The 19,535-nt window shown below is 34.1% G+C and carries 18 protein-coding genes and 2 tRNA genes; 11 read left to right on the plus strand and 9 right to left on the minus strand.

The genetic code is table 11. The features are described 5' to 3' along the window. Window positions 1-147: 147 nt before the first annotated feature. The 4 genes from MQX03_RS09705 to MQX03_RS09720 all read right to left on the minus strand — a co-directional run bounded on the left by MQX03_RS09705 (window position 148) and on the right by MQX03_RS09720 (window position 4,959). Window positions 148-594 (minus strand): hypothetical protein, encoded by a 447-nt coding sequence (locus MQX03_RS09705; RefSeq protein WP_242802760.1) that lies wholly within the window; start codon window positions 592-594, stop codon window positions 148-150. Window positions 595-638: 44 nt separating this feature from the next. Continuing rightward, window positions 639-1,838, minus strand: coding sequence for a diaminopimelate decarboxylase (gene lysA / locus MQX03_RS09710; protein ID WP_242802761.1), 1,200 nt, complete (start codon window positions 1,836-1,838; stop codon window positions 639-641). A 256-nt stretch (window positions 1,839-2,094) separates the two neighbouring features. Then, a complete protein-coding gene (locus tag MQX03_RS09715) occupies window positions 2,095-3,318 on the minus strand; it encodes a 3'-5' exonuclease (RefSeq protein ID WP_242802762.1) in 1,224 nt (407 codons plus the stop codon). Between the two features lie 114 nt (window positions 3,319-3,432). Then, window positions 3,433-4,959: a helicase HerA-like domain-containing protein gene (locus MQX03_RS09720; protein WP_242802763.1), complete on the minus strand. Its 1,527-nt coding sequence runs from the start codon at window positions 4,957-4,959 to the stop codon at window positions 3,433-3,435. Window positions 4,960-5,124: 165 nt separating this feature from the next. On the opposite strand from MQX03_RS09720, the gene MQX03_RS09725 reads away from it, so the two are divergent. From MQX03_RS09725 to MQX03_RS09740, 4 genes are all read left to right on the plus strand, one after another. After that, window positions 5,125-6,180 (plus strand): hypothetical protein, encoded by a 1,056-nt coding sequence (locus tag MQX03_RS09725; RefSeq protein ID WP_242802764.1) that lies wholly within the window; start codon window positions 5,125-5,127, stop codon window positions 6,178-6,180. 112 nt (window positions 6,181-6,292) lie between these two features. After that, window positions 6,293-7,702 carry an MBL fold metallo-hydrolase gene (locus MQX03_RS09730; RefSeq protein WP_242802765.1) on the plus strand — a complete coding sequence of 470 codons (1,410 nt, stop codon included), beginning with the start codon at window positions 6,293-6,295 and terminating at the stop codon, window positions 7,700-7,702. After that, window positions 7,703-8,071 carry a rhodanese-like domain-containing protein gene (locus MQX03_RS09735; protein WP_242802767.1) on the plus strand — a complete coding sequence of 123 codons (369 nt, stop codon included), beginning with the start codon at window positions 7,703-7,705 and terminating at the stop codon, window positions 8,069-8,071. It abuts the gene before it with no gap. 16 nt (window positions 8,072-8,087) lie between these two features. Next, complete coding sequence (locus MQX03_RS09740) at window positions 8,088-8,387, plus strand: thioredoxin family protein (protein WP_056027470.1); 300 nt, start codon at window positions 8,088-8,090, stop codon at window positions 8,385-8,387. A 203-nt stretch (window positions 8,388-8,590) separates the two neighbouring features. On the opposite strand, the gene MQX03_RS09745 is transcribed toward MQX03_RS09740, so the two are convergent. Beyond that, on the minus strand, window positions 8,591-9,412 hold the full coding sequence (locus MQX03_RS09745; protein ID WP_242802769.1) for a hypothetical protein: 822 nt from the start codon (window positions 9,410-9,412) through the stop codon (window positions 8,591-8,593). A 211-nt stretch (window positions 9,413-9,623) separates the two neighbouring features. Further along, window positions 9,624-10,376 (minus strand): nitrilase-related carbon-nitrogen hydrolase, encoded by a 753-nt coding sequence (locus MQX03_RS09750; RefSeq protein WP_242802771.1) that lies wholly within the window; start codon window positions 10,374-10,376, stop codon window positions 9,624-9,626. Between the two features lie 98 nt (window positions 10,377-10,474). On the opposite strand from MQX03_RS09750, the gene MQX03_RS09755 reads away from it, so the two are divergent. The 6 genes from MQX03_RS09755 to MQX03_RS09780 all read left to right on the plus strand — a co-directional run bounded on the left by MQX03_RS09755 (window position 10,475) and on the right by MQX03_RS09780 (window position 16,675). Next, entirely contained in the window at window positions 10,475-10,915 is a 441-nt protein-coding gene (locus MQX03_RS09755) for a DUF6646 family protein (protein WP_129535643.1), read from the plus strand. Window positions 10,916-11,021: 106 nt separating this feature from the next. Then, window positions 11,022-12,368 carry an RIP metalloprotease RseP gene (gene rseP, locus MQX03_RS09760; RefSeq protein WP_242802773.1) on the plus strand — a complete coding sequence of 449 codons (1,347 nt, stop codon included), beginning with the start codon at window positions 11,022-11,024 and terminating at the stop codon, window positions 12,366-12,368. 80 nt (window positions 12,369-12,448) lie between these two features. Beyond that, a tRNA-Asn gene (locus MQX03_RS09765) sits at window positions 12,449-12,522 on the plus strand. A 338-nt stretch (window positions 12,523-12,860) separates the two neighbouring features. Further along, a tRNA-Asn gene (locus MQX03_RS09770) sits at window positions 12,861-12,934 on the plus strand. A gap of 231 nt (window positions 12,935-13,165) precedes the next feature. Then, on the plus strand, window positions 13,166-15,694 hold the full coding sequence (locus MQX03_RS09775; RefSeq protein ID WP_242802775.1) for a DUF5686 family protein: 2,529 nt from the start codon (window positions 13,166-13,168) through the stop codon (window positions 15,692-15,694). Window positions 15,695-15,874: 180 nt separating this feature from the next. Continuing rightward, window positions 15,875-16,675, plus strand: a complete 801-nt coding sequence (locus tag MQX03_RS09780) for a T9SS type A sorting domain-containing protein (protein WP_242802777.1) — start codon at window positions 15,875-15,877, stop codon at window positions 16,673-16,675. Between the two features lie 66 nt (window positions 16,676-16,741). Here the strand turns inward: MQX03_RS09780 and rpmA are convergent, their stop codons facing one another. The 3 genes from rpmA to MQX03_RS09795 all read right to left on the minus strand — a co-directional run bounded on the left by rpmA (window position 16,742) and on the right by MQX03_RS09795 (window position 18,375). Then, the gene (gene rpmA, locus MQX03_RS09785) at window positions 16,742-16,999 is read right to left on the minus strand and encodes a 50S ribosomal protein L27 (RefSeq protein WP_129535640.1); all 258 of its coding nucleotides are present in this window, start codon (window positions 16,997-16,999) and stop codon (window positions 16,742-16,744) included. A gap of 28 nt (window positions 17,000-17,027) precedes the next feature. Then, on the minus strand, window positions 17,028-17,405 hold the full coding sequence (gene rplU, locus MQX03_RS09790; RefSeq protein WP_229982922.1) for a 50S ribosomal protein L21: 378 nt from the start codon (window positions 17,403-17,405) through the stop codon (window positions 17,028-17,030). Between the two features lie 79 nt (window positions 17,406-17,484). Next, window positions 17,485-18,375: a GLPGLI family protein gene (locus tag MQX03_RS09795; protein WP_242802779.1), complete on the minus strand. Its 891-nt coding sequence runs from the start codon at window positions 18,373-18,375 to the stop codon at window positions 17,485-17,487. Between the two features lie 189 nt (window positions 18,376-18,564). Here MQX03_RS09795 and MQX03_RS09800 point away from each other — a divergent pair, with 189 nt between their 5' ends. Continuing rightward, window positions 18,565-19,449 carry a neutral zinc metallopeptidase gene (locus MQX03_RS09800; RefSeq protein WP_242802781.1) on the plus strand — a complete coding sequence of 295 codons (885 nt, stop codon included), beginning with the start codon at window positions 18,565-18,567 and terminating at the stop codon, window positions 19,447-19,449. Window positions 19,450-19,535: the final 86 nt, after the last annotated feature.

The raw sequence follows: 19,535 nt of genomic DNA on the forward strand, positions 1-19,535 counted from the left end.
TTTCGAATGATAAACGAACAATCAAATTTAGTTAATAAAAGATTCTTAAAGAAGCATTGATCAAAATTTATTCAACATCTTATTTTCCGTATAGAGCAAAAAATACTCCGCAATTTCTTGCGGAGTATGATTTTTATTTAATTTAAATTATTTTGTTGAGCAAAAGCTTTGTTGAGACGTTGCGTAATTGTCATTCGTCAATAGAGCACCATTATTTCCGGAATCTATGTAGTCTCTGGAAAAATTCAGAGCAACAGAAATTTTCTGATTGGTATTATTGGCAAAATGTTTTTTCATTCGCAATACATCTCTTTTCACTTCTCTTTCAAATGCCTGATCAAAGAGTTGCGGGAAAAGTTTGATATCAGAAATTTTTCCGTCTTTATCAATACTGAAATTTAATTTAAAATCTCCAAGCGCCTGAAAAGCATTTGCAGTATGTCCTAAATTATTTTGCAAATCTTTATTGAATTTTGCCTGACCTCCGTTATACACTTTTTCCAATTGTTGTTTATCAGACTTTACGCTAACATTGGTCTGAGAAAAAGAAAATGTAAAAACAGCAATAGCCAAAACTGAAAGTAATTTTTTCATGATGTAATTTTTCGGTATTTTAAAGATACACCTTTTAGTGAAATTTACAAAACTTCAATCTGATTCCTCAAAAGATCTTCAAATTCATCTCTTTTTCTGATCAGATGTGCCTTTCCGTCTAAGAAAAGAACTTCAGCAGGTTTTAATCTTGAATTGAAATTTGTACTCATCTCAAAACCGTAAGCTCCGGCTGTATGGAAAGCCAAAACATCACCTTCTCTTACTTCATTTAATTTTCTGTCCCAAGCAAAAGTATCAGTTTCACAGATGTTTCCAACTACGGTATAAATTCTTTCAGCACCTTTTGGGTTTGACAAATTCTCAATGGTATGGTAAGAATCATAAAACATCGGACGGATCAAATGATTAAATCCTGAATTAACCCCAACAAAAACGGTTGCCGTAGTTTGCTTGATAACATTCGCTTTCACCAATAAATATCCACATTTTCCAACCAAAAATTTCCCAGGTTCGAACCAAAGTTCAAATTTCTTACCTGTTTCTTTAGAAAAATCTGAAATCGCTTTCTCAACTTTTTTACCTAAGGCTTTCACATCTGTTTCCATATCGCTTTCCTGATAAGGAATTTTGAAACCGCTTCCCATATCCAAATATTTCAAGTTCGGGAAATGTTCAGATAATTCAAGCATAATTTCAAGAGCCTGCAAAAATACTTCAGGATCTTTAATTTCGCTTCCTGTATGCATGTGAAGACCTTCTACATTCAAGTTGGTGCTTTTCATCACACGTTCGATGTGACGCATCTGATGAATAGAAATTCCAAATTTTGAATCGATATGTCCTGTGGAAATTTTATGGTTTCCGCCAGCATAAATATGTGGATTGATTCTTACAAAAATAGGATATGTATTTGCGTATTTGTTCCCGAATTGCTCAAGAATTGAGATATTATCGATATTAATATGAACACCGTGCATCATTGCTTCTTCTATTTCAGCTAAGTCAACACAATTGGGAGTAAACAGTATTTTTTCTTTAGGAAAACCGGCTTTTAAACCTAATTTCACTTCACTAATCGAAACGCAATCCAAAGAAGCGCCGAGGTTCTTTATGTATTTTAAAATATTGATGTTCGTTAAAGCCTTTGCAGCATAAAAGAACTTGGTGTGTTTTAAAAAAGAAGATGTAAGTTTTTCGTATTGAGTTTTGATCGATTCAGCATCGTAAACATACACTGGTGTGCCAAATTCTTGGGCAATCTTTAATAATTCTTTTGGATTCATATTTTAAATTTTACATAAAAAAAGGCAGATTCTTCGAAAAGAGTCTGCCACAATAATTATTTTTTATGCAACACAACTCTTTTAGGTATTCCAAACCTTTGAAAACTTTACAGCTCCCTTTTTTCCGGTTTGTTTTTGTTTAAAATTTTGCATTGCTTATTTTTATTCTTTTGCAAAAATACTATTTATTTTGAGAAATTGAATTTGAAATGGATTTTCTTCTTAATAAAAATACATTTGATTGTAAATTGTTCTCTTATTTCGGTAACGGCAACGTCTCAAAATCACCTTTAATCAAAGCCAATTGCAAGTCATTGGTAAGATCTGATGCAGACATAGGCAAATCGATTTTTAATTTTGAGATTTTACTTAAAGTCTGAATTTGGGTAAACAATTCATAGAAACCATAAGAAACTGCTTTTCCGTTTTCTATGATTAAAAACAATTTTTCTCCTAATTTTCTACCACTTCCCAACCATAGTTCGTTTCTTTTTCTGAAATCAATCTTCTTCTTAAAAACTTCAACATCTTTATATTCATCAATTTTACTGATAAACTGAACTGCCTTAGACCCTTGAGTAAAAGCTTTAAATTTCAGAATTGGCTTTTCAGTTTTATTCAATGTATTTTTTTCAGCAACATATTTATTGTTTCTAAAATACAAACCAAAAGGCAAAGACTCTCTCTTTTTGATGTTTTTTGAATTTAAAATCAGCTTGGCAATGATATCAGTTCCCGTTAATTCAAAATTGATCTGCTCAACATCACGCTGAATTTCTTCAAATTTTTTCGATTTAGAATTGAAAAGCTTTTTTGAAAACTTATTGATATCCTGAACATACTCGGAAAGAATAATCTTCCCAGATTCATTCTGGAAATAAACAAAACCTTTTTCGCTCGGCAAATCTTGAGTTAACAATTTGATTTTGTTGATATAAGTCTTAGCATTCGTCTCTTCGTGCTGCTCCTGAATAATCTCGTTTTCGGTATCTTTTGAAACCAACAATTTAAACAATTCTAAAGTTGCTCTTGCGTCACCTTCTGCACGATGCGCGTTGACTAAAGGAATGCCGAGCGATCTTACCAATTTTCCCAATGAATAACTTACCTCATCAGGAATCAGTTTTTTTGCTAAAGGAATTGTATCTAAAGTGTTGATTTTGAAATCATAACCAAGGCGTTGAAACGATTGACGAAGCATTCTGTAATCGAAATCGATGTTGTGCCCTACTAACGTTGTGCCTTCTGTAATTTCAACGACTCTTTTTGCCAATTCATGAAATTTCGGAGCGGTTTTAACCATTTTCGGGCTAATATTGGTCAATTTCTGAACAAAAGGCGTGATGTCACTTTCAGGATTGACAAGGGAAATAAATTGGTCGACAATTTTATGACCATCATATCTAAAAATGGCGATATCGATAATGCATTCTTTCCTGAACCCTGCACCATTGCTTTCTATATCTATAATCGAATACATTTATTTCTTATCTAACTTAGAATTTCTATCAAAAACTGAACCTTAAAAATCTCAGCACCTATGGAATTCTGCTAAAATAATCAAAATACGTTAAAAACTGCAAAAGATAGACGCCTATCTTTTTCTTCCGCCTAAACCGAACATGCCCAAAATCGCTTTTGCTCCTTCACGCATCAGAGTATTGGCAAAAGTTCTACCGGCTCTGCTTTTTAGAACCTGTTCAAACATTCCCGGTTCTTCTTTTACAGGTTTAGTTTTTTGTGTAGGAGCTGAATTTTCAACTGCCTGCTCCATTCTATTAACTAAAATCTCATACGCTGACTCGCTGTCAACTGGCTTTTCGTATTTTGAAACCAATGCAGACTTTGAAATTAATTCTGAAACTTCTGCATCATTCAAAACATCCATTCTGGATTCCGGAGAAATCAGATATGTATGAACCAATGGTGTTGGAATTCCTTTTTCGTCCAAAGCGGTGATAAAGGCTTCACCAATTCCTAAATTCTGAATTAACTCAGAGGCGTTATAAAACTCTGTTGTGGGATAATTTTCTACGGCTTTAGAAATTTCTTTTTTATCTTTTGCGGTAAAACCTCTTAGCGCATGCTGAATTTTTAAACCTAATTGAGAAAGCACATTTTCCGGAACATCGCCAGGAATTTGAGTAATAAAATAAATTCCCACACCTTTTGAACGGATCAATTTTACCATTGTTTCGATCTGAGAAGCCAAAGCTTTTGAAGCCTCGTCAAAGATTAAGTGTGCTTCATCGATGAAAAGAACCAATTTTGGTTTTCCGCTGTCGCCTTCTTCCGGAAACGTCATGTAAATTTCAGCAAAAAGCGAAAGCATAAATGTTGAAAATAACTGCGGTTTATTCTGAATATCAGCAACTCTCAAAATATTGACAACACCTTTTCCATCTCTTGTTTCAAGCAAATCGTGAACATCAAAACTTAACTCTCCAAAGAAATCTGCGGCTCCTTGCTGCTCTAAAGCAACAATAGATCTTAAAATAGTACCCAAAGAAGCGGATGCGATCGATCCGTAATTGGCTGATAATTCAGCTTTACCTTGAGGGTTATCCGTCACATATTGCAGGACTTTCTTTAAATCATTTAAATCAATTAAAGGCAAACCTTTGTCGTCGCAATATTTGAAAACGATTGACATAATGCTTTGCTGCGTATCATTGAGTTCTAAAATTTTACTTAATAAAACAGGTCCGAATTCTGTAACAGTAGCTCTTAACTTCACCCCTTTTCCACCGGAAATACTCATCAATTCAACCGGAAAGGCCTGCGGATTGTAAGGAAGCTGTGTTTTTGCATAGCGTTCTTCAATGATGGAATTCATTTGTCCGGACTCGGCAATTCCTGAAAAATCACCTTTGATGTCTAAAACCAAAGACGGAATTCCCGCATGAGAAAGCTGCTCAGCGAAAACCTGAAGTGTTTTTGTTTTTCCGGTTCCGGTGGCTCCGGCAATCAGACCGTGACGGTTAATAGTTTTTAAAGGAATCGTGACATTGACCTCTGTGACAACATCGCCGTCTAGCATTCCTTTTCCCAGAATTATATGTTCTCCTTTTGGAGTATATCTTGTCGAAAGTTCGTCAATAAATTTTGTTTTGTCTGCCATTTGATATTTTTAACATCTAAAGATAAAGTTTTTTAGAAAAGTTTTAATAATCTCTTTTATTTAATCACATTAATTTTTGCATTTTTTCATTAAAATAAATTTAATTTCGCAAACACATTACCAACTCAAGAATAAAACGCAATTTATCAAACTAAATAAATTCACATGTTTAGAAAATTTTCTCTTTTTCTCTTTTATCTTATATCATTTACTGCTTTTTGTCAGCAGAATCAAAAACCTGTTGATTTGAAAATAAAAGAAGACTTTACCCATCAGGCGACAAAAACTGTTTTTCCAAAAATTTGGGCAGGTTTTCAGAGAGAGGTCGTACGCACCTTTGATTCTAAGAATCAAAACATGGCAATCAGCTACGTACAACAACAATCTAAAAGGAGCAGAACAGTATTAACGGTTTATATTTATCCGAAAAAGAAAATAAGCAATCAGATTTTAAGAGATGAATTTTTCAGCTATTTGGTTGCCATTAACAAAAACTCAGAATCACGTGTTGATATGGAACCTTTATTCGGAAGTCTCTCTAATGATCAACTCAATGTACATTACATTTATTCATTATTCAAAAACTCAGTTGTCGAGTCAGATTTTTTTAAAGGTATAAGACCTGTCGAAAAAAATTCTTTGCTTGCCATTTACGAAAGTGGAGGATGGACATTTAAGATAAGAATTTCAAGTGATGACATGACCAACGAACAACTGGTTGATTTGAGACAGAAAACAGAAAATTACTTTGATGTTTTGAATATTGCATCAGTAAAGACATTACCTGTAAACGATGCGCCAGACATTCAACTTTCTCCTATTGTCAAAAGAGATTCTATGATAAATAAGGCAACAATTGCTGCTGCAGAAGCAAAAATAGAGTGGCTAAAAAAGAATTCAGATATAAAAGATGTTCTCACCGGATTTAATGATATGCAAATTGAATCTGAAGTGTACGCAACTGAAAAGATGTTAGAATTTTACAGAATGCATAAAAATGACTGGAAAATAACTCCCGAAACACAAAAGTATTTTGAGGATATGACAATAATCTCTGATAATAAACAAATCAAAAATTATATTTATGACAAGTATCTAGGAGTAATTAATTACCCTGAAGGCAACGCAAATAAAAAAGCCTACTTTCAATTTAAAAATGATAATAAAATTTCTAAAGAGCTTGATGAAATTCACTATCAATTATTTTACAATTTAGACTAAATAAAACTTTATAGATTTATTCTATCATAACAGATATTTTATTTTAGCAGGTTTTAAAAAATAAAATACGATTTTTGTAGATTAAAGAACAAAAAAAATTCTCAATCCCAAGATGAAAGTCGAGCAAATATATACAGGCTGTTTAGCACAAGGCGCATACTATATCGTATCAGAAAATGAAGCCGCAATTATAGACCCGCTGAGAGAAGTAAAACCTTATCTTGACCGCCTTGAAAAAGACAACGTTACCTTAAAATATATATTTGAAACTCATTTTCACGCAGATTTTGTTTCAGGACATTTAGATTTAAGTAAAAAAACAGATGCACCGATTGTTTACGGACCGACTGCAGAACCAGATTTTGACGCAATCATTGCTGAAGACAATCAGATTTTCGAAATCGGAAATATCAAAATAAAAGCACTTCACACTCCCGGTCATACCATGGAAAGTACAACTTACCTTCTGATTGACGAAAACGGTGTTGAAACTGCAATTTTCACAGGTGACACTTTATTTTTAGGTGATGTAGGACGTCCAGATCTTGCCCAAAAAGCAGGAAGCATGACGCAGGAAGATCTTGCCGGAATTTTGTACGAAAGCCTTCACAGTAAAATCTTGCCTTTGGATGACAGCATTACCGTTTATCCGGCACATGGCGCTGGCTCAGCTTGCGGAAAAAACATGCAGAAAGAAACTGTAGATATTTTAGGAAATCAAAGAAAAACTAATTACGCTCTGAATCAGCCAGATAAAGAGTCATTCATCAAAGAAGTTCTAGACGGACTGACGGCTCCACCTAAATATTTCGGGATGAATGTTGCGATGAACAAAGGTGGTTACGACAGCCTTGACGATGTAATGACAAAAGGCTTAAGCCCAATTGCTGTAGAAGATTTTGAAAGTTTTGCCGAAGAAACCGGAGCTTTAATTTTAGATACGAGAGGTGCCGGGGAATTCCACAAAGGATTTATCCCAAACTCTATTAATATTGGTTTGAAAGGAGATTTCGCACCATGGGTTGGAAGTTTAATTGTTGACGTAAAACATCCTTTGCTTTTGGTTGCAGACGAAGGAACCGAAGAGGAAGTGATTACGAGATTAAGCAGGGTCGGTTTTGACAATGTTTTAGGATATTTAAAAGGTGGTTTCAATTCATGGAAAAATTCTACAAAAGAAATTGATGAAGTGAAAAGGATTTCTCCTATTGAATTTGCAGAAAAATTTAATGAAAATTCAAAAATCATTGACGTAAGAAAAATCGGAGAATATTCTGCTGAACATATTGACAATGCGTACAGCAAGCCATTAGACAACATCAGCGATTGGGTTTCTACAATCGATGATTCTGAACATTTCTTCTTGCATTGCGCTGGAGGTTATAGAAGCATGATTGCAGCAAGCATCCTTAACTCTCACGGAATCAGAAATTTCACCGAAATCGAAGGTGGTTTCAACGGAATTAAAAAAACAGAAAAATTGCCGACTTCGGATTTTGTTTGTCAGTCTAAAACTCTTTAAATGAAAATATTTCTATTTGGAATTATTCTTGCTGCATTTTTTTCACTGAATGCCTGCAAAACGGCATCTATACAACAAAATGTACATAAAACTGATATTAAAGAATTGGTGAAAAATTCTGAAACCATTTTGGTTGACGTAAGAATTCCGGAGCAGTACGCAGAAGAAACTGCAAAAGACGCCATTAATATTCCTTTAGCCGAAATTCAGAACAAAGCAGAGTCATTGAAAGGCAAAAAGGTTGTCGTTTTTTGCAACAAAGGAATTCAGGCAGACGAAGCCGTAGAAATGTTAAAAAAGAACGGCGTTGAAGTGTATGATGGCAAGACTTTAGATAATATTAAAGCCATTCAGAATTTAAAGCAATAGATTAAATTAAATCATTATGTCACAAAAATTTCAGGAACTTATAGAATCAGAAAGACCCGTATTGATCGACTTTTTCGCAACTTGGTGTCAGCCTTGCAAAGTACAGTCATCGGTTTTAACAACTGTGAAAGAAAAGGTAGGTGAAGGCGCAAGAATTGTAAAAATTGATGTTGATCAATATCCTGCAATTGCTTCTCAGTATGGAGTGCGTGGCGTTCCTACTTTGGCAGTTTTCAAAAAAGGAGAATTGCTGTATAAAGAAAGCGGTGTGCATGATGTGAATCGTTTGACACAGCTTTTAGAGCAGTATATTTAGGTTGACTGAAAATTCCTCGGATTTCACAGATGAATGCGGTTAAAATCTTTGGAAAGAATTAGCCACCAATGCACGAATTTGATATTTACTATTTCAGTAAAATAAATTTTACAAGAATCTTAGATCAAAAAGATTCTTGCATTCGTAGCAAAAAAATCAGCGAAAATCTTTGGAAGTTTTTTCACTCTTTAACTATTCGTTTTTTAAGGACAGTTTTTCTCATATTCTTTGATCAGTCCCATATAAATTTCGGCTTGTCGGCTTTGCACCTTATCTGCCACAATATGGAATAACTTTCTAAGTTGCTCCCTGTCATTTTTCACTTCCTTCAGGGTTGTTTTATAAATTTCCTGATATTCTTTTTGTAAAGTTTTGTCCAGCTGTTTGTCCTTCATCATATTTTTATCGAAGTCATCAAGATACTGACTAAATGAACTGCAATTTCCTCCAATCGCTCTGAATGCAGGAACAATTTTTTCAATAGATGACCCCATTTTAGTATTAAACTGGCTTTTAGTCTTTACTGCCAACACCGTAAAAGCATCATCCGGTTTTTTAATATAGAAATTTGAGTGGGTGTAATAACAATTGGTAAGATCCAGACACTCGAAAACATTAGAACTGTAGAGTTTAATTTTACCATCATACAACAGATATTCAAACGTTTCAGCTGTTTCATTTGAAAGACTTGCGTCTTTATCAACCGTTTTTACTTTGATTTTTTCCTGAATCTGTGAAACTTCACCACCATTATAATAAATCACTTTTTTCACATCTTTCGCGCTTATTTCCTTTTTCTTTTGATCATCTAAAGTCGCGTATTTAAATCCAGAAATTCTGTTATGAATAATAATCTGACCAACATTAAGTGTGTTCGTAACAGTGCCAATAATATAAGCTTTAAACGATGACCCATCTTCCAATTGGAATTCAGCAATATCATTTTCATCATAACGACTATCTTTTTGTGCATTTAAAACAAAGCTGAAGAAACAAAAGATAAGCAAGAATAATTTTTTAGTCATAGAGTTTATGTTATTAGAATTTAAAAATATAAAAAATTATAACATTTCAACTAAAAAGAAATATATTATTTAAAAAAATCAATAATACCTACAAAATGCAACGAATTAACTCCCTTACTATAATTAATCATACGATATTCTTAAAACCTAAATCAACCTTAGAATAGCTAGATGAGAGTTCTATATTTACATTTTCTACATATAGATAATGCTAATCAGTAATCTCAAAATCATCCCTATCATTCAAAAACTGAAAATGATTTCTGAAATCCTTTAACTCTTCCAAATTTAATTCTGCTAAAACCAAATTTCCTTTTTTCTCAGCAATTTCTTTTCCGTCGGCAAAAAAGCAGTGCGAACTTTCCTGATAGAAAAGATCATTACCATCAGTTCCAATTCTATTCAAACCAAAAACGTAGGATAAATTTTCAATCGCTCTCGCTTTTAATAAATGTTCCCAAGCATCAACTCTTTTCTCCGGCCAGTTGGCAACGTATAAAATCGCATCGTAATCATCATTATTTCTTGCAAAAACAGGAAACCTCAAATCATAGCAAACCTGCAACAGAAAACGAATTCCAAGATATTCTAAAATTACTCTTTCCTTTCCGGGAGTATATACCTTATCTTCTCCCGAAAAAGAGAACAAGTGTCTTTTATCGTAAAAAACAACTTCAGAATCTGGTTTTACAAAATACATTCTGTTATAAAATTTCCCTTCAACTTCAACGGAAGCACTTCCACAGAAAGCAGTATTTTTTGCTTTCGAAATTTTCTTTAAAAACTCCAGAGATTCTTCATTTTTATCTGAAACTTCAGCAGCATCCATACAAAAACCCGTAGAAAACATTTCAGGCAGGAGAAATAAATCTGCATCCTGATTTTGAAGCTGATTTTCAATTAATTTAAAGTTTTCAGATTTGTTTTTCCAGACAATATCTTGATTCAATCCTATAATTTCCATATTTCTATTTCAAAACTTGTATAAAATTACAGTTTTTAATTCGTTTCGGTTTTATATTTGCTACAAATTGTCATTAGTAATAATTTAAAAATAAATCTATGAAGAAATTGGTTTTTATGCTGATGCTGGTTCTTACGGGAGCAACAGTGAGCGCACAAGCCTACACGGGGAAAGGAGATCAGAAAGTAAATTTAGGCTTAAATGCTTGGGGGTACGGAACAGGGATTGCCGCTACTTATGATTATGGTTTGAATCAACTTATATCCGTTGGAGCTGGAGCCAATGCTTATTTTGACGGTTATAAAGACAATAATGAAGACAACAGAGTTTTTATTTTCGGGAGAGTAAATTTCCACTTGAAAGAAGCTTTGGATTTACCGGAGCAATTGGATATTTATCCCGGCGTTGACTTGGGAGTTCTTGGCAGAGACTTCGGAATCGGAGCGCACATTGGAGCAAGATATTTCTTCACAGATAAATTCGGAGTTTTCGCAGAAGTGGGAAACAACGGAAGCCTTGGTGTTTCTTTCAATTTCTAAAAACAGTGACAAAATATATGACAAAGCTTCTCATTTCGAGGAGCTTTTTTGTTTGGCATCCTTTTGATAATTGTTACCTTTGCAAATTAAAATCTAAAAACAATTAATGGAATTAGCAATTAAGATCTTTCAATTTATATTAAGCATATCTATCTTAGTAATTCTTCACGAACTTGGGCATTTCTTACCCGCCAAATATTTCAAAACCAAAGTAGAAAAATTTTATCTATTCTTCGATCCGTGGTTTTCTTTAGCAAAAAAGAAAATTGGTGAAACCGAATATGGTATCGGATGGCTTCCTTTCGGAGGTTATGTGAAAATCGCCGGAATGGTTGACGAAAGTATGGATACCGAACAATTGAAGCAACCTGCTCAGCCTTGGGAATTCAGAGCTAAACCGGCTTGGCAGAGATTGATTATTATGCTTGGAGGAGTTACGGTAAACTTCTTCTTGGCTTGGATCATCTACGGATGTCTTTCTTTCTTTAATGGTGAAACATCTTTTGATACTGCGAAAGTAGACGCTCCGATGAACTATACAAGCGTTGCAAAAGGAATGGGTTTTCAGGATGGAGATAAAATCTTAAAAGTAGACGGAAAAACTCAAAATAACCTTGATAAATTGGCTTTAGACGTTCTATTGAGCGACGAAATCACTGTTTTAAGAAACGGAAAAGAAGTTACCTTCCCAACCAACGACGACGGTAAAGCAATGGCTTTCAGAGACGAAAATCCTAAATCATTTCTTACTCCAAGATTCCCTGCAATTATCGATTCTATTTACAATCCTAAGACTTTACAAGCAGGGTTGAAAGTTGGTGACCAAGTAGTTTCTGTAGATGGAAAGAAGATTTCTTATTATGATGAATTTAAAGAAACTGTCCAAAATAGTGCAGGAAAAAATTTAAAAGTAGATGTATTAAGAGGCGGAGCAATTCAACCGCTTGTTTTATCAGTATCAAAAGAAGGAACACTAGGATTGGCTTCTTACAAGCAGCTGCAAAAATTCTATGAGACAAAACATTTTACTTTCGGACAGTCAATCGGAAGAGGCTTTACAAGAAGTATTGAAAGTTTAACGTATCAGGTAAAACAATTTAAATTAATCTTCAACAAAAAGGTTCAGGGTTACAAAAAAGTTGGAGGACCGTTGGCAATCATCAAAAACATGCCTGTTGACAAAGCTCAAGACGGAAGTGTTTCTATCGACTGGACGGCTTTCTGGAGTTTTACAGCAATGTTTTCTGTTTGGTTGGCGTTCTTAAACTTAATTCCTATCCCTGGATTGGATGGTGGACACGTTATTTTCACATTATATGAGATGATTGTCGGAAAACCTGTTCCACAAAAGATATTGGAAAACGCACAGATGGTTGGAGTTATCTTCCTGTTAGGCTTAATGTTACTGATTTTCGGAGCAGACATCTTTAAAATCATTACCAATAAATTTTAATTTTATTTAAAAAATTAATTAAAAAACTTGCGTGGTTTAAATATCAGTCCTATATTTGCACCACCTAAAAATAGGGACATTCCTCCTTAGCTCAGTTGGTTAGAGCATCTGACTGTTAATCAGAGGGTCCTTGGTTCGAGCCCAAGAGGAGGAGCAAAAAAGACTTACATTATTGTAGGTCTTTTTTGATTTTAATATCTTAACATTTCCATAAAATTATATTTTCTGGAAATTTATCACAGTTGGTCAGAGTCCCGAAACTTCAGGATTAATCAGAAGATCTTTCGCACTTGCGAGCGCAAGAGAAGGATCAAAAGAGAAGTACAGCAATGTAAGTCTTTTTTGATTTTAATACTTTAGTGTTTCCATTTATTTTAAAATTTAAATTCCTGAAAAATAATCTGATAGCACTTTTCGGGTAATTTTAACCAAAAAATATTTGCTTGATATTATTTTTCATATTATATTTGCACCACTCTAAAAGAGGAACATTCCTCCTTAGCTCAGTTGGTTAGAGCATCTGACTGTTAATCAGAGGGTCCTTGGTTCGAGCCCAAGAGGAGGAGCAAAAAAGACTTACATTATTGTAGGTCTTTTTTGATTTTATACTTTTCCATAATCGTACTTTACATTATTTATTAAATATCAACCTCCAGGGTTGTGTAGACGCAATATTCATAGGTTTATTTTCGTTACATTTGCATTTTGGTAAATAAACCCAAAAGTCTTTAAAAAAACTTTTAAATTTTAATCATAAACAGCACAATTTTTGTTTAGCTAAATGCTTGAAGATACGAATGATGTCAACCAATCAATTTAAATACGGTTTCCTTTATATTTCCCTTTTTATAACCAGTCTTTTTCATGCCCAAAACACAGCAAACGGAAAGATTGTAGATAACAAAAACAACAAAGAGATTAGCGCAGTTGAAATCTTTATCAACGACAACAATACTCCCATTCTTACTACTACTTCAGGAAGCTTCAGCGTACAGTCTGACAGCATTATTTACAAACTTAAATTTCAGAAAAAAAACTATGCTTTAGAAAGTGTAGATATTACTGCAGACAAAAACAGCAATCTGATCATTAAATTATCCTCTGAAAAAGTAAGCAGCATCGAAGAAGTTGTTATCCACAACGAGAAAACAAAATTTAAGAGTAAGAAAGAAAATCCCGCATACCGAATCATGCAGGAAGTCTGGAAACGCAAGAGAAACAACGGTCTTGATAAATTTGATACGTACACTTACAAAGAATACGAAAAGATTCAGTTTGACGCCAACAATCTTGACAGTGCTTTCATGCATAGAAAAATCTTTAACAAATTAGATTTCATCTTTGATTACGCCGATTCTACAGCAAGAGGAAAAATGGCGTTACCTATTTTCTTAAATGAATCTATCTACAACCATTTCGGAGAAAACAAACCGAACAAGAAAACAAAAAAACTTCTAGTTGCTCAAAAAACCTCCGGATTTCAGGACAATCAGGTGATTGCGATTACCGCTAAAAATCTTTACCGGGATATCAATATTTACGATAATACTTTAAATTATTTTGACATTGGATTTCCGAGTCCGGTGGGAACGGATGGTTTTAGCACGTATGATTACAACTTGACTGACACAGTTTCCATTCGTGGAGAACAGGCCTATAAAATCCGTTATCAGCCGAGGAGAACTGAGGTTTTAGCCTTTCAGGGATATCTTTACATTGATACAGATTCTTATGCAGTTTTAGAAGCCAGCTTAAAGTCGACCAATAAAATCAATGTAAATTTCATCAATTCCATTTCAACAGAATTGGAATACGACAATCCTGATGATGAAACATTTTTACCTAAAAAATACGTCACCGAAATTGAAATGACGCCTTTCTCAAAAAAGAAAAGTGCCAAAAGCATTATTGCCAAGCGCTCTGTAGACTATTCTGAATATGATTTTAATAAACCTTTAGCGGACACTATTTTCACAAGAAGAAAAGAAGAGTATGATGACCGTTTTGTTGATAAAGATGACGCATTTTGGGCAAAAGCAAGACCAGATTCACTTTCAAAACAAGAAAAAGGAGTTTATGAAATGCTGGACAAGCTACAACAAACGCCAAAATTCAACAGAATTTTAAAATTAACAGAAACATTAGCTTCAAGATATTACAACGTTACAAAAGGCATCGATTTAGGCCCAATCACCTCTGTTTACGGGAAAAATGATGTGGAAGGTGACAGAATAAGATTAGGAGCAAGAACTTACTTCGGACAGAACGATCCTTGGAGAGTTGAATTTTACAACGCTTACGGCTTTAAAGATCAGCAATTCAAATACGGTGTGGAAGGACGATATATGTTCAACAGAGTGAATCGTTTTATGATTGGAGGTGGAACAAAAAGAGACATCACCCAACTTGGAGTACAGCTGACCACAGAAGACGGAATTTTATCGCGTTCTTTCGCTTCTTCAACTGTTTTTGCGAGAGGAGAAAACGCTTCTTTAAGTTCGGTTAACCAAACGAGTTTTTTCACGTCTATTGAGCCTTGGAAAAACTTTCAAATAAGAGTTGACGGAACGATGCAAAGCATTAAATCTGCCAATCCATCAGGTTTTAGTTTGATGTATTACAGAAATGGTGTATTGAGGAAAACAACGATTGATTCGCACGTTACCGTTAGTTTAATTGCAAGACCAGGCGCTACGTTTTCTCAAACCGGAGTCGACCGTTACGAACATGGAACTTTGGCACCGACGATTGTTTTAAAATATACGAGAGGTATTGATGGATTATTTAATGCCGATTTCAATTATAATAAATTGCAGTTTATGTTTTACAAACCCATCCTTCTTGGAAGTTGGGGAAAAACGTTGCTAAATTTTGAAGCCGGTAAAAACTTTGACACCGTTCCTTTGGCATTGCAAAACATTATTCCCGGAAACCAGTCGTATGGAATTGTACCAAATACATTTGCTCAATTAAATTATTATGAATTTGTAGCAGATACTTACTCTACTCTTCACATAGAGCATCATTTTAACGGTAAAATTCTTTCATTTATCCCTTTAATCAAGAAACTGAAGCTGAGAGAAGTTGCATTCATCAGAGGCGCTTACGGATCTTTGAGCGACGCGTCAAAAAACATCAATGTTGAGAATTTAAAATATTCCGCACCGGATCAGCAGGTTTACTATGAATATGGATTTGGTATTGAAAACATCGGTTTTGGCAACATCAGAATCTTCCGTGTAGATTTCAACTGGAGAGGAAATTACCTTGACCGTCCGGATGCTTCTAAGTTTGGAATTAAGGCTGGTTTCCAGTTTGGGTTTTAAAAAATATGACTGGTTCTGAAAGTCTAGTATAAAAGGATATAAATAATAAAAACTCTGGGCAAAACTTTTGCTCAGAGTTTTTTACAGGTTTTCGTTTGATTTCCAGAATCTTAACTTTGTTAATAATTGATGTTTTTCGTTTTAATTATGTATATTCGATAAAACTTTAAATTAATTATCATGAAAAAACTATTTATTCCCTTTGTTTTATTAGGAGTATCTCTTAATGCTCAAATCACAACATTTCCTTGGACAGAAACTTTTGAAACCAGCTCTACAACAGCAGCGGAATGGACAAAAATTTATGAATCAGGAACACAGGAATGGAGTAATGTTACCACTGCATATTATGGTTATACAACGGGTGCGTATCAAGGAGATCTAATGGCAGAGTTTGACATAGACTCATTTGACGGAGATGCAACAAAGTATGTAAGCCCTATTTTAAATTTATCTTCTGTAAACAGTCCTACATTAGAATTCTATTACCGAAACAAAGATTGGGGTGGCGATCAAAATGAACTTAAAGTTTATTACAGAACCTCAACTACCGGAACTTGGACATTAATTACAACTTTCAACAGTAGCATCAGCGATTGGACTAATTCCGGCACATTAACATTACCTTCGCCCTCAGCAACTTATCAAATTGCATTGGAAGGCGTTGCTTGGTATGGATGCTCAATTAATGTTGATGATGTTTTAGTAAAAAGTGGAATACTATCAACTTCAGAGTTTGACAAGAAGAAGAACACATTCAAAGTATATCCGAATCCAACATCTGATTTTATTAATATCAAATCAGAAAAAAGAATTTCAGAAGTTTTAATATTTGATTTAGCAGGAAAACGAATTAATCAAATTAAAGAAGACAATAATGAAATAAAAATTCCTGTTCATCAATTACCTACAGGAACTTATATTATTCAAATAAAGAATACAGAAGGAATGCTCAACTTTCAAAAATTTATAAAAAAATAAAATAATAGCACAAAAAAATCCTCAACAAAAATGCTGAGGATTTTATTTTTATAAAACGCTTTTTAATTATGCGTTTGGCTCAATAGATACGTAAGATCTGTTGTTTGCTTTCTTTCTGAAAACTACTTTACCGTCAACAAGTGCGTGCAAAGTGTGATCTTTACCCATACCCACATTGTTACCTGGGTGGTGCTGAGTACCTCTTTGTCTGATAATAATGTTACCAGCAATAGCGTCTTGTCCACCGAAAATCTTCACACCTAATCTTTTAGAATGAGATTCTCTACCGTTTTTGGAACTACCAACTCCTTTCTTGTGTGCCATTTTATTTTAAGGTTTTTTGGTTTTACAATTATTCTGCGCTTTCAGCGTCAGCTTTTTTAGTTGTTTTTTTAGCAGGCTTCTCTGCTTTTTTACTGTCAAATCCTGTAATACCAGTGATTTTGATCTGAGTTAAAGATTGTCTGTGACCATTTTTAACTTCATAACCTTTTCTTCTTTTCTTTTTGAAGATGATTACTTTATCAGCTTTTACGTGGTCAAGGATCTCTGCCTCTACAGTGATACCGCTTACAGCTGGGGCGCCTACAGTGATTGCTCCGTTTACAGTAAGAAGAATTTTATCGAAAGATACTTTTCCTCCTTTGTCTCCTTTCAAACGGTTCACAAACAACTTCTGGTCTTGCTCAACTTTATATTGAAGCCCTGCTATTTCTACAATTGCAAACATTGTCTATAAATTTTTAGTTAATTCGAGGTGCAAATGTACTGATTATTTCTTTAGTAACAACATGATTTTGAGAAATTTTCTACTTTCTGTGTAAATTTAATTCCAGCTGATTATTAACCGATTTATATTTTTTAGCCATTGATTCTTCAAAGAACTTAATAATTTCTGCATTACTAGTTAGTTTCTTGCCACCTTCGGTCGTCACCGTCATAGAATTATTGGGATTGGCTAAATCAAGTTTAATGTCTTTTGCAGGATCATTTTTATAAGTCATATATAACTTTTTATATTGAGCCGGGCTCACTTTTACGCCCTCAAATTCATGTTTGGCCTCTTTTTCTAATGCCAAAATATAGTCCCACGAATGATCTTCAGTTTTCAGTTTCTTGCTTCCTTTTAATAAAAACTGATGTGACTTACTTTTATCTTCCAATTTGACAATCAAACCAGGTAAACCATGAAATTTATACGGTCCATCAGGAAAAGGCAAATCTTTAGAAAACCATGCTTCCCAAATTCTTCCTCCAAAATTCGCAGTCGCTTTCTGACAGTTATAGTTTTCAATTTTTTGTGTTTCCGGAAGAATCTGCCATTTTATAATGGGAGTTTCTTCCACAATCATATTGGTCTGCTCGATATTGGTAAACCATGTCGTTTTAAAACTCGGATATGACTTTTCTATCAAATAAGAAATATTCCACTCTTCTGTCGTGGAAGAATAGCTTAAACTATTCGGTGTAGACTTTCTTTGCTCAATGATGGAATTATTTGTGATAGAATCACTTGCAAATTTAGCCTGACCATAAAAATAAGATTTCGTCGGGAAAATATCGAGATTCATAAACTCTTTTTTTAAACTGTCGGTTTTTGTGGAATCAATTCTGAATTGATAATCGTAAGTAAAACGATTTCCTTGCGCTGAGAGGTTAAGGAATACGAGGAGAGTTAAAAGGCTAAAAATGTGCTTCATATTTTTGTGATTAATTCTCCAAATATAGAAATTAAATTGCTTCTGTTTTATTTGAAATTATTTTAAATCATATCAAAATTAAATAATGAACAATAATTTTTTACCTGCATAGCATAGTTTTTTTTCAGTATGAATTAGTGAATTATTTCACATTATTGCATATCTTCGCTTTCACCAAAATATTTCAATATGAAAAGAAACTTTAATTTCTGCTTACTAGCAGGAGCATTTGCTGTATTCTCATTATCAGCATGTAACGACGATACAATGGAGACTCCTGTATCTGAATCTCAAACAGAAAATTTAAAACCTGAGCAACCAGGCGAACTCGAAAAGATTTGTTATTATGTAGACCAGTACTGGAGCTCAAATGCAGTACTTACCACATCATTGCCCAATTCTACAGACACGAGTTTTATGAACGCTCAGATGACTAAAATTGCAAGTCTGTGGGGAAGGAGCAACCCAACGTTGAGATTTGTAAATGATCCGTCGAACCCAAATTCCACTTATAATGCAATTTCTTATTCCACAGGAAAAATTTATTATGGATACGCCATTTATGCAGATGCAAAAAATAAAGGCGGAAATATTGTAAATGCGATGATTTTAGCTCACGAGTATGGTCATCAATTACAGTATATCTTCGGTTTACCCTCCGTTAGTGAATCCACTGCAAGACCCAACGAACTGGAAGCAGACGGTTTCGCAGGATATTATCTAAGAAGACCAACCGGATATAATCAAACATCATTTGCGCAGATTGCTGCAGCTTATGAATTTGCCCAAAGCATCGGTGATTACCAAACAACAAGCGCTGGACATCATGGAACACCTCCGCAGAGAAGATCTGCTGTTCGTTTAGGATTTTTATTGGGTCAATATGACCTTACAGCTTCTTCATTCGATTACAACTTTTTCTATTATTATCAGGGAGTGTTAAACGGAACATATAAAATGGGTAAAAATTCCCAAAATCCTGAAATTGATGCCTACATGAGCCAATATATGGACGAACTGAGAAAAATTCAAAGTGGAGAAATTTCTGCAGAAGAATTTAAAAACCTTCAATAAACTCACTTTTAAAATATATTCACCAAAGAGGTAAGACATCATTCTTGCCTCTTTTTCTTTGTATAAAATATTCACAAAGTTTAATT

It is taken from the genome of Chryseobacterium aahli (genome assembly GCF_022699665.1).
Taxonomy (GTDB): domain Bacteria; phylum Bacteroidota; class Bacteroidia; order Flavobacteriales; family Weeksellaceae; genus Chryseobacterium; species Chryseobacterium aahli.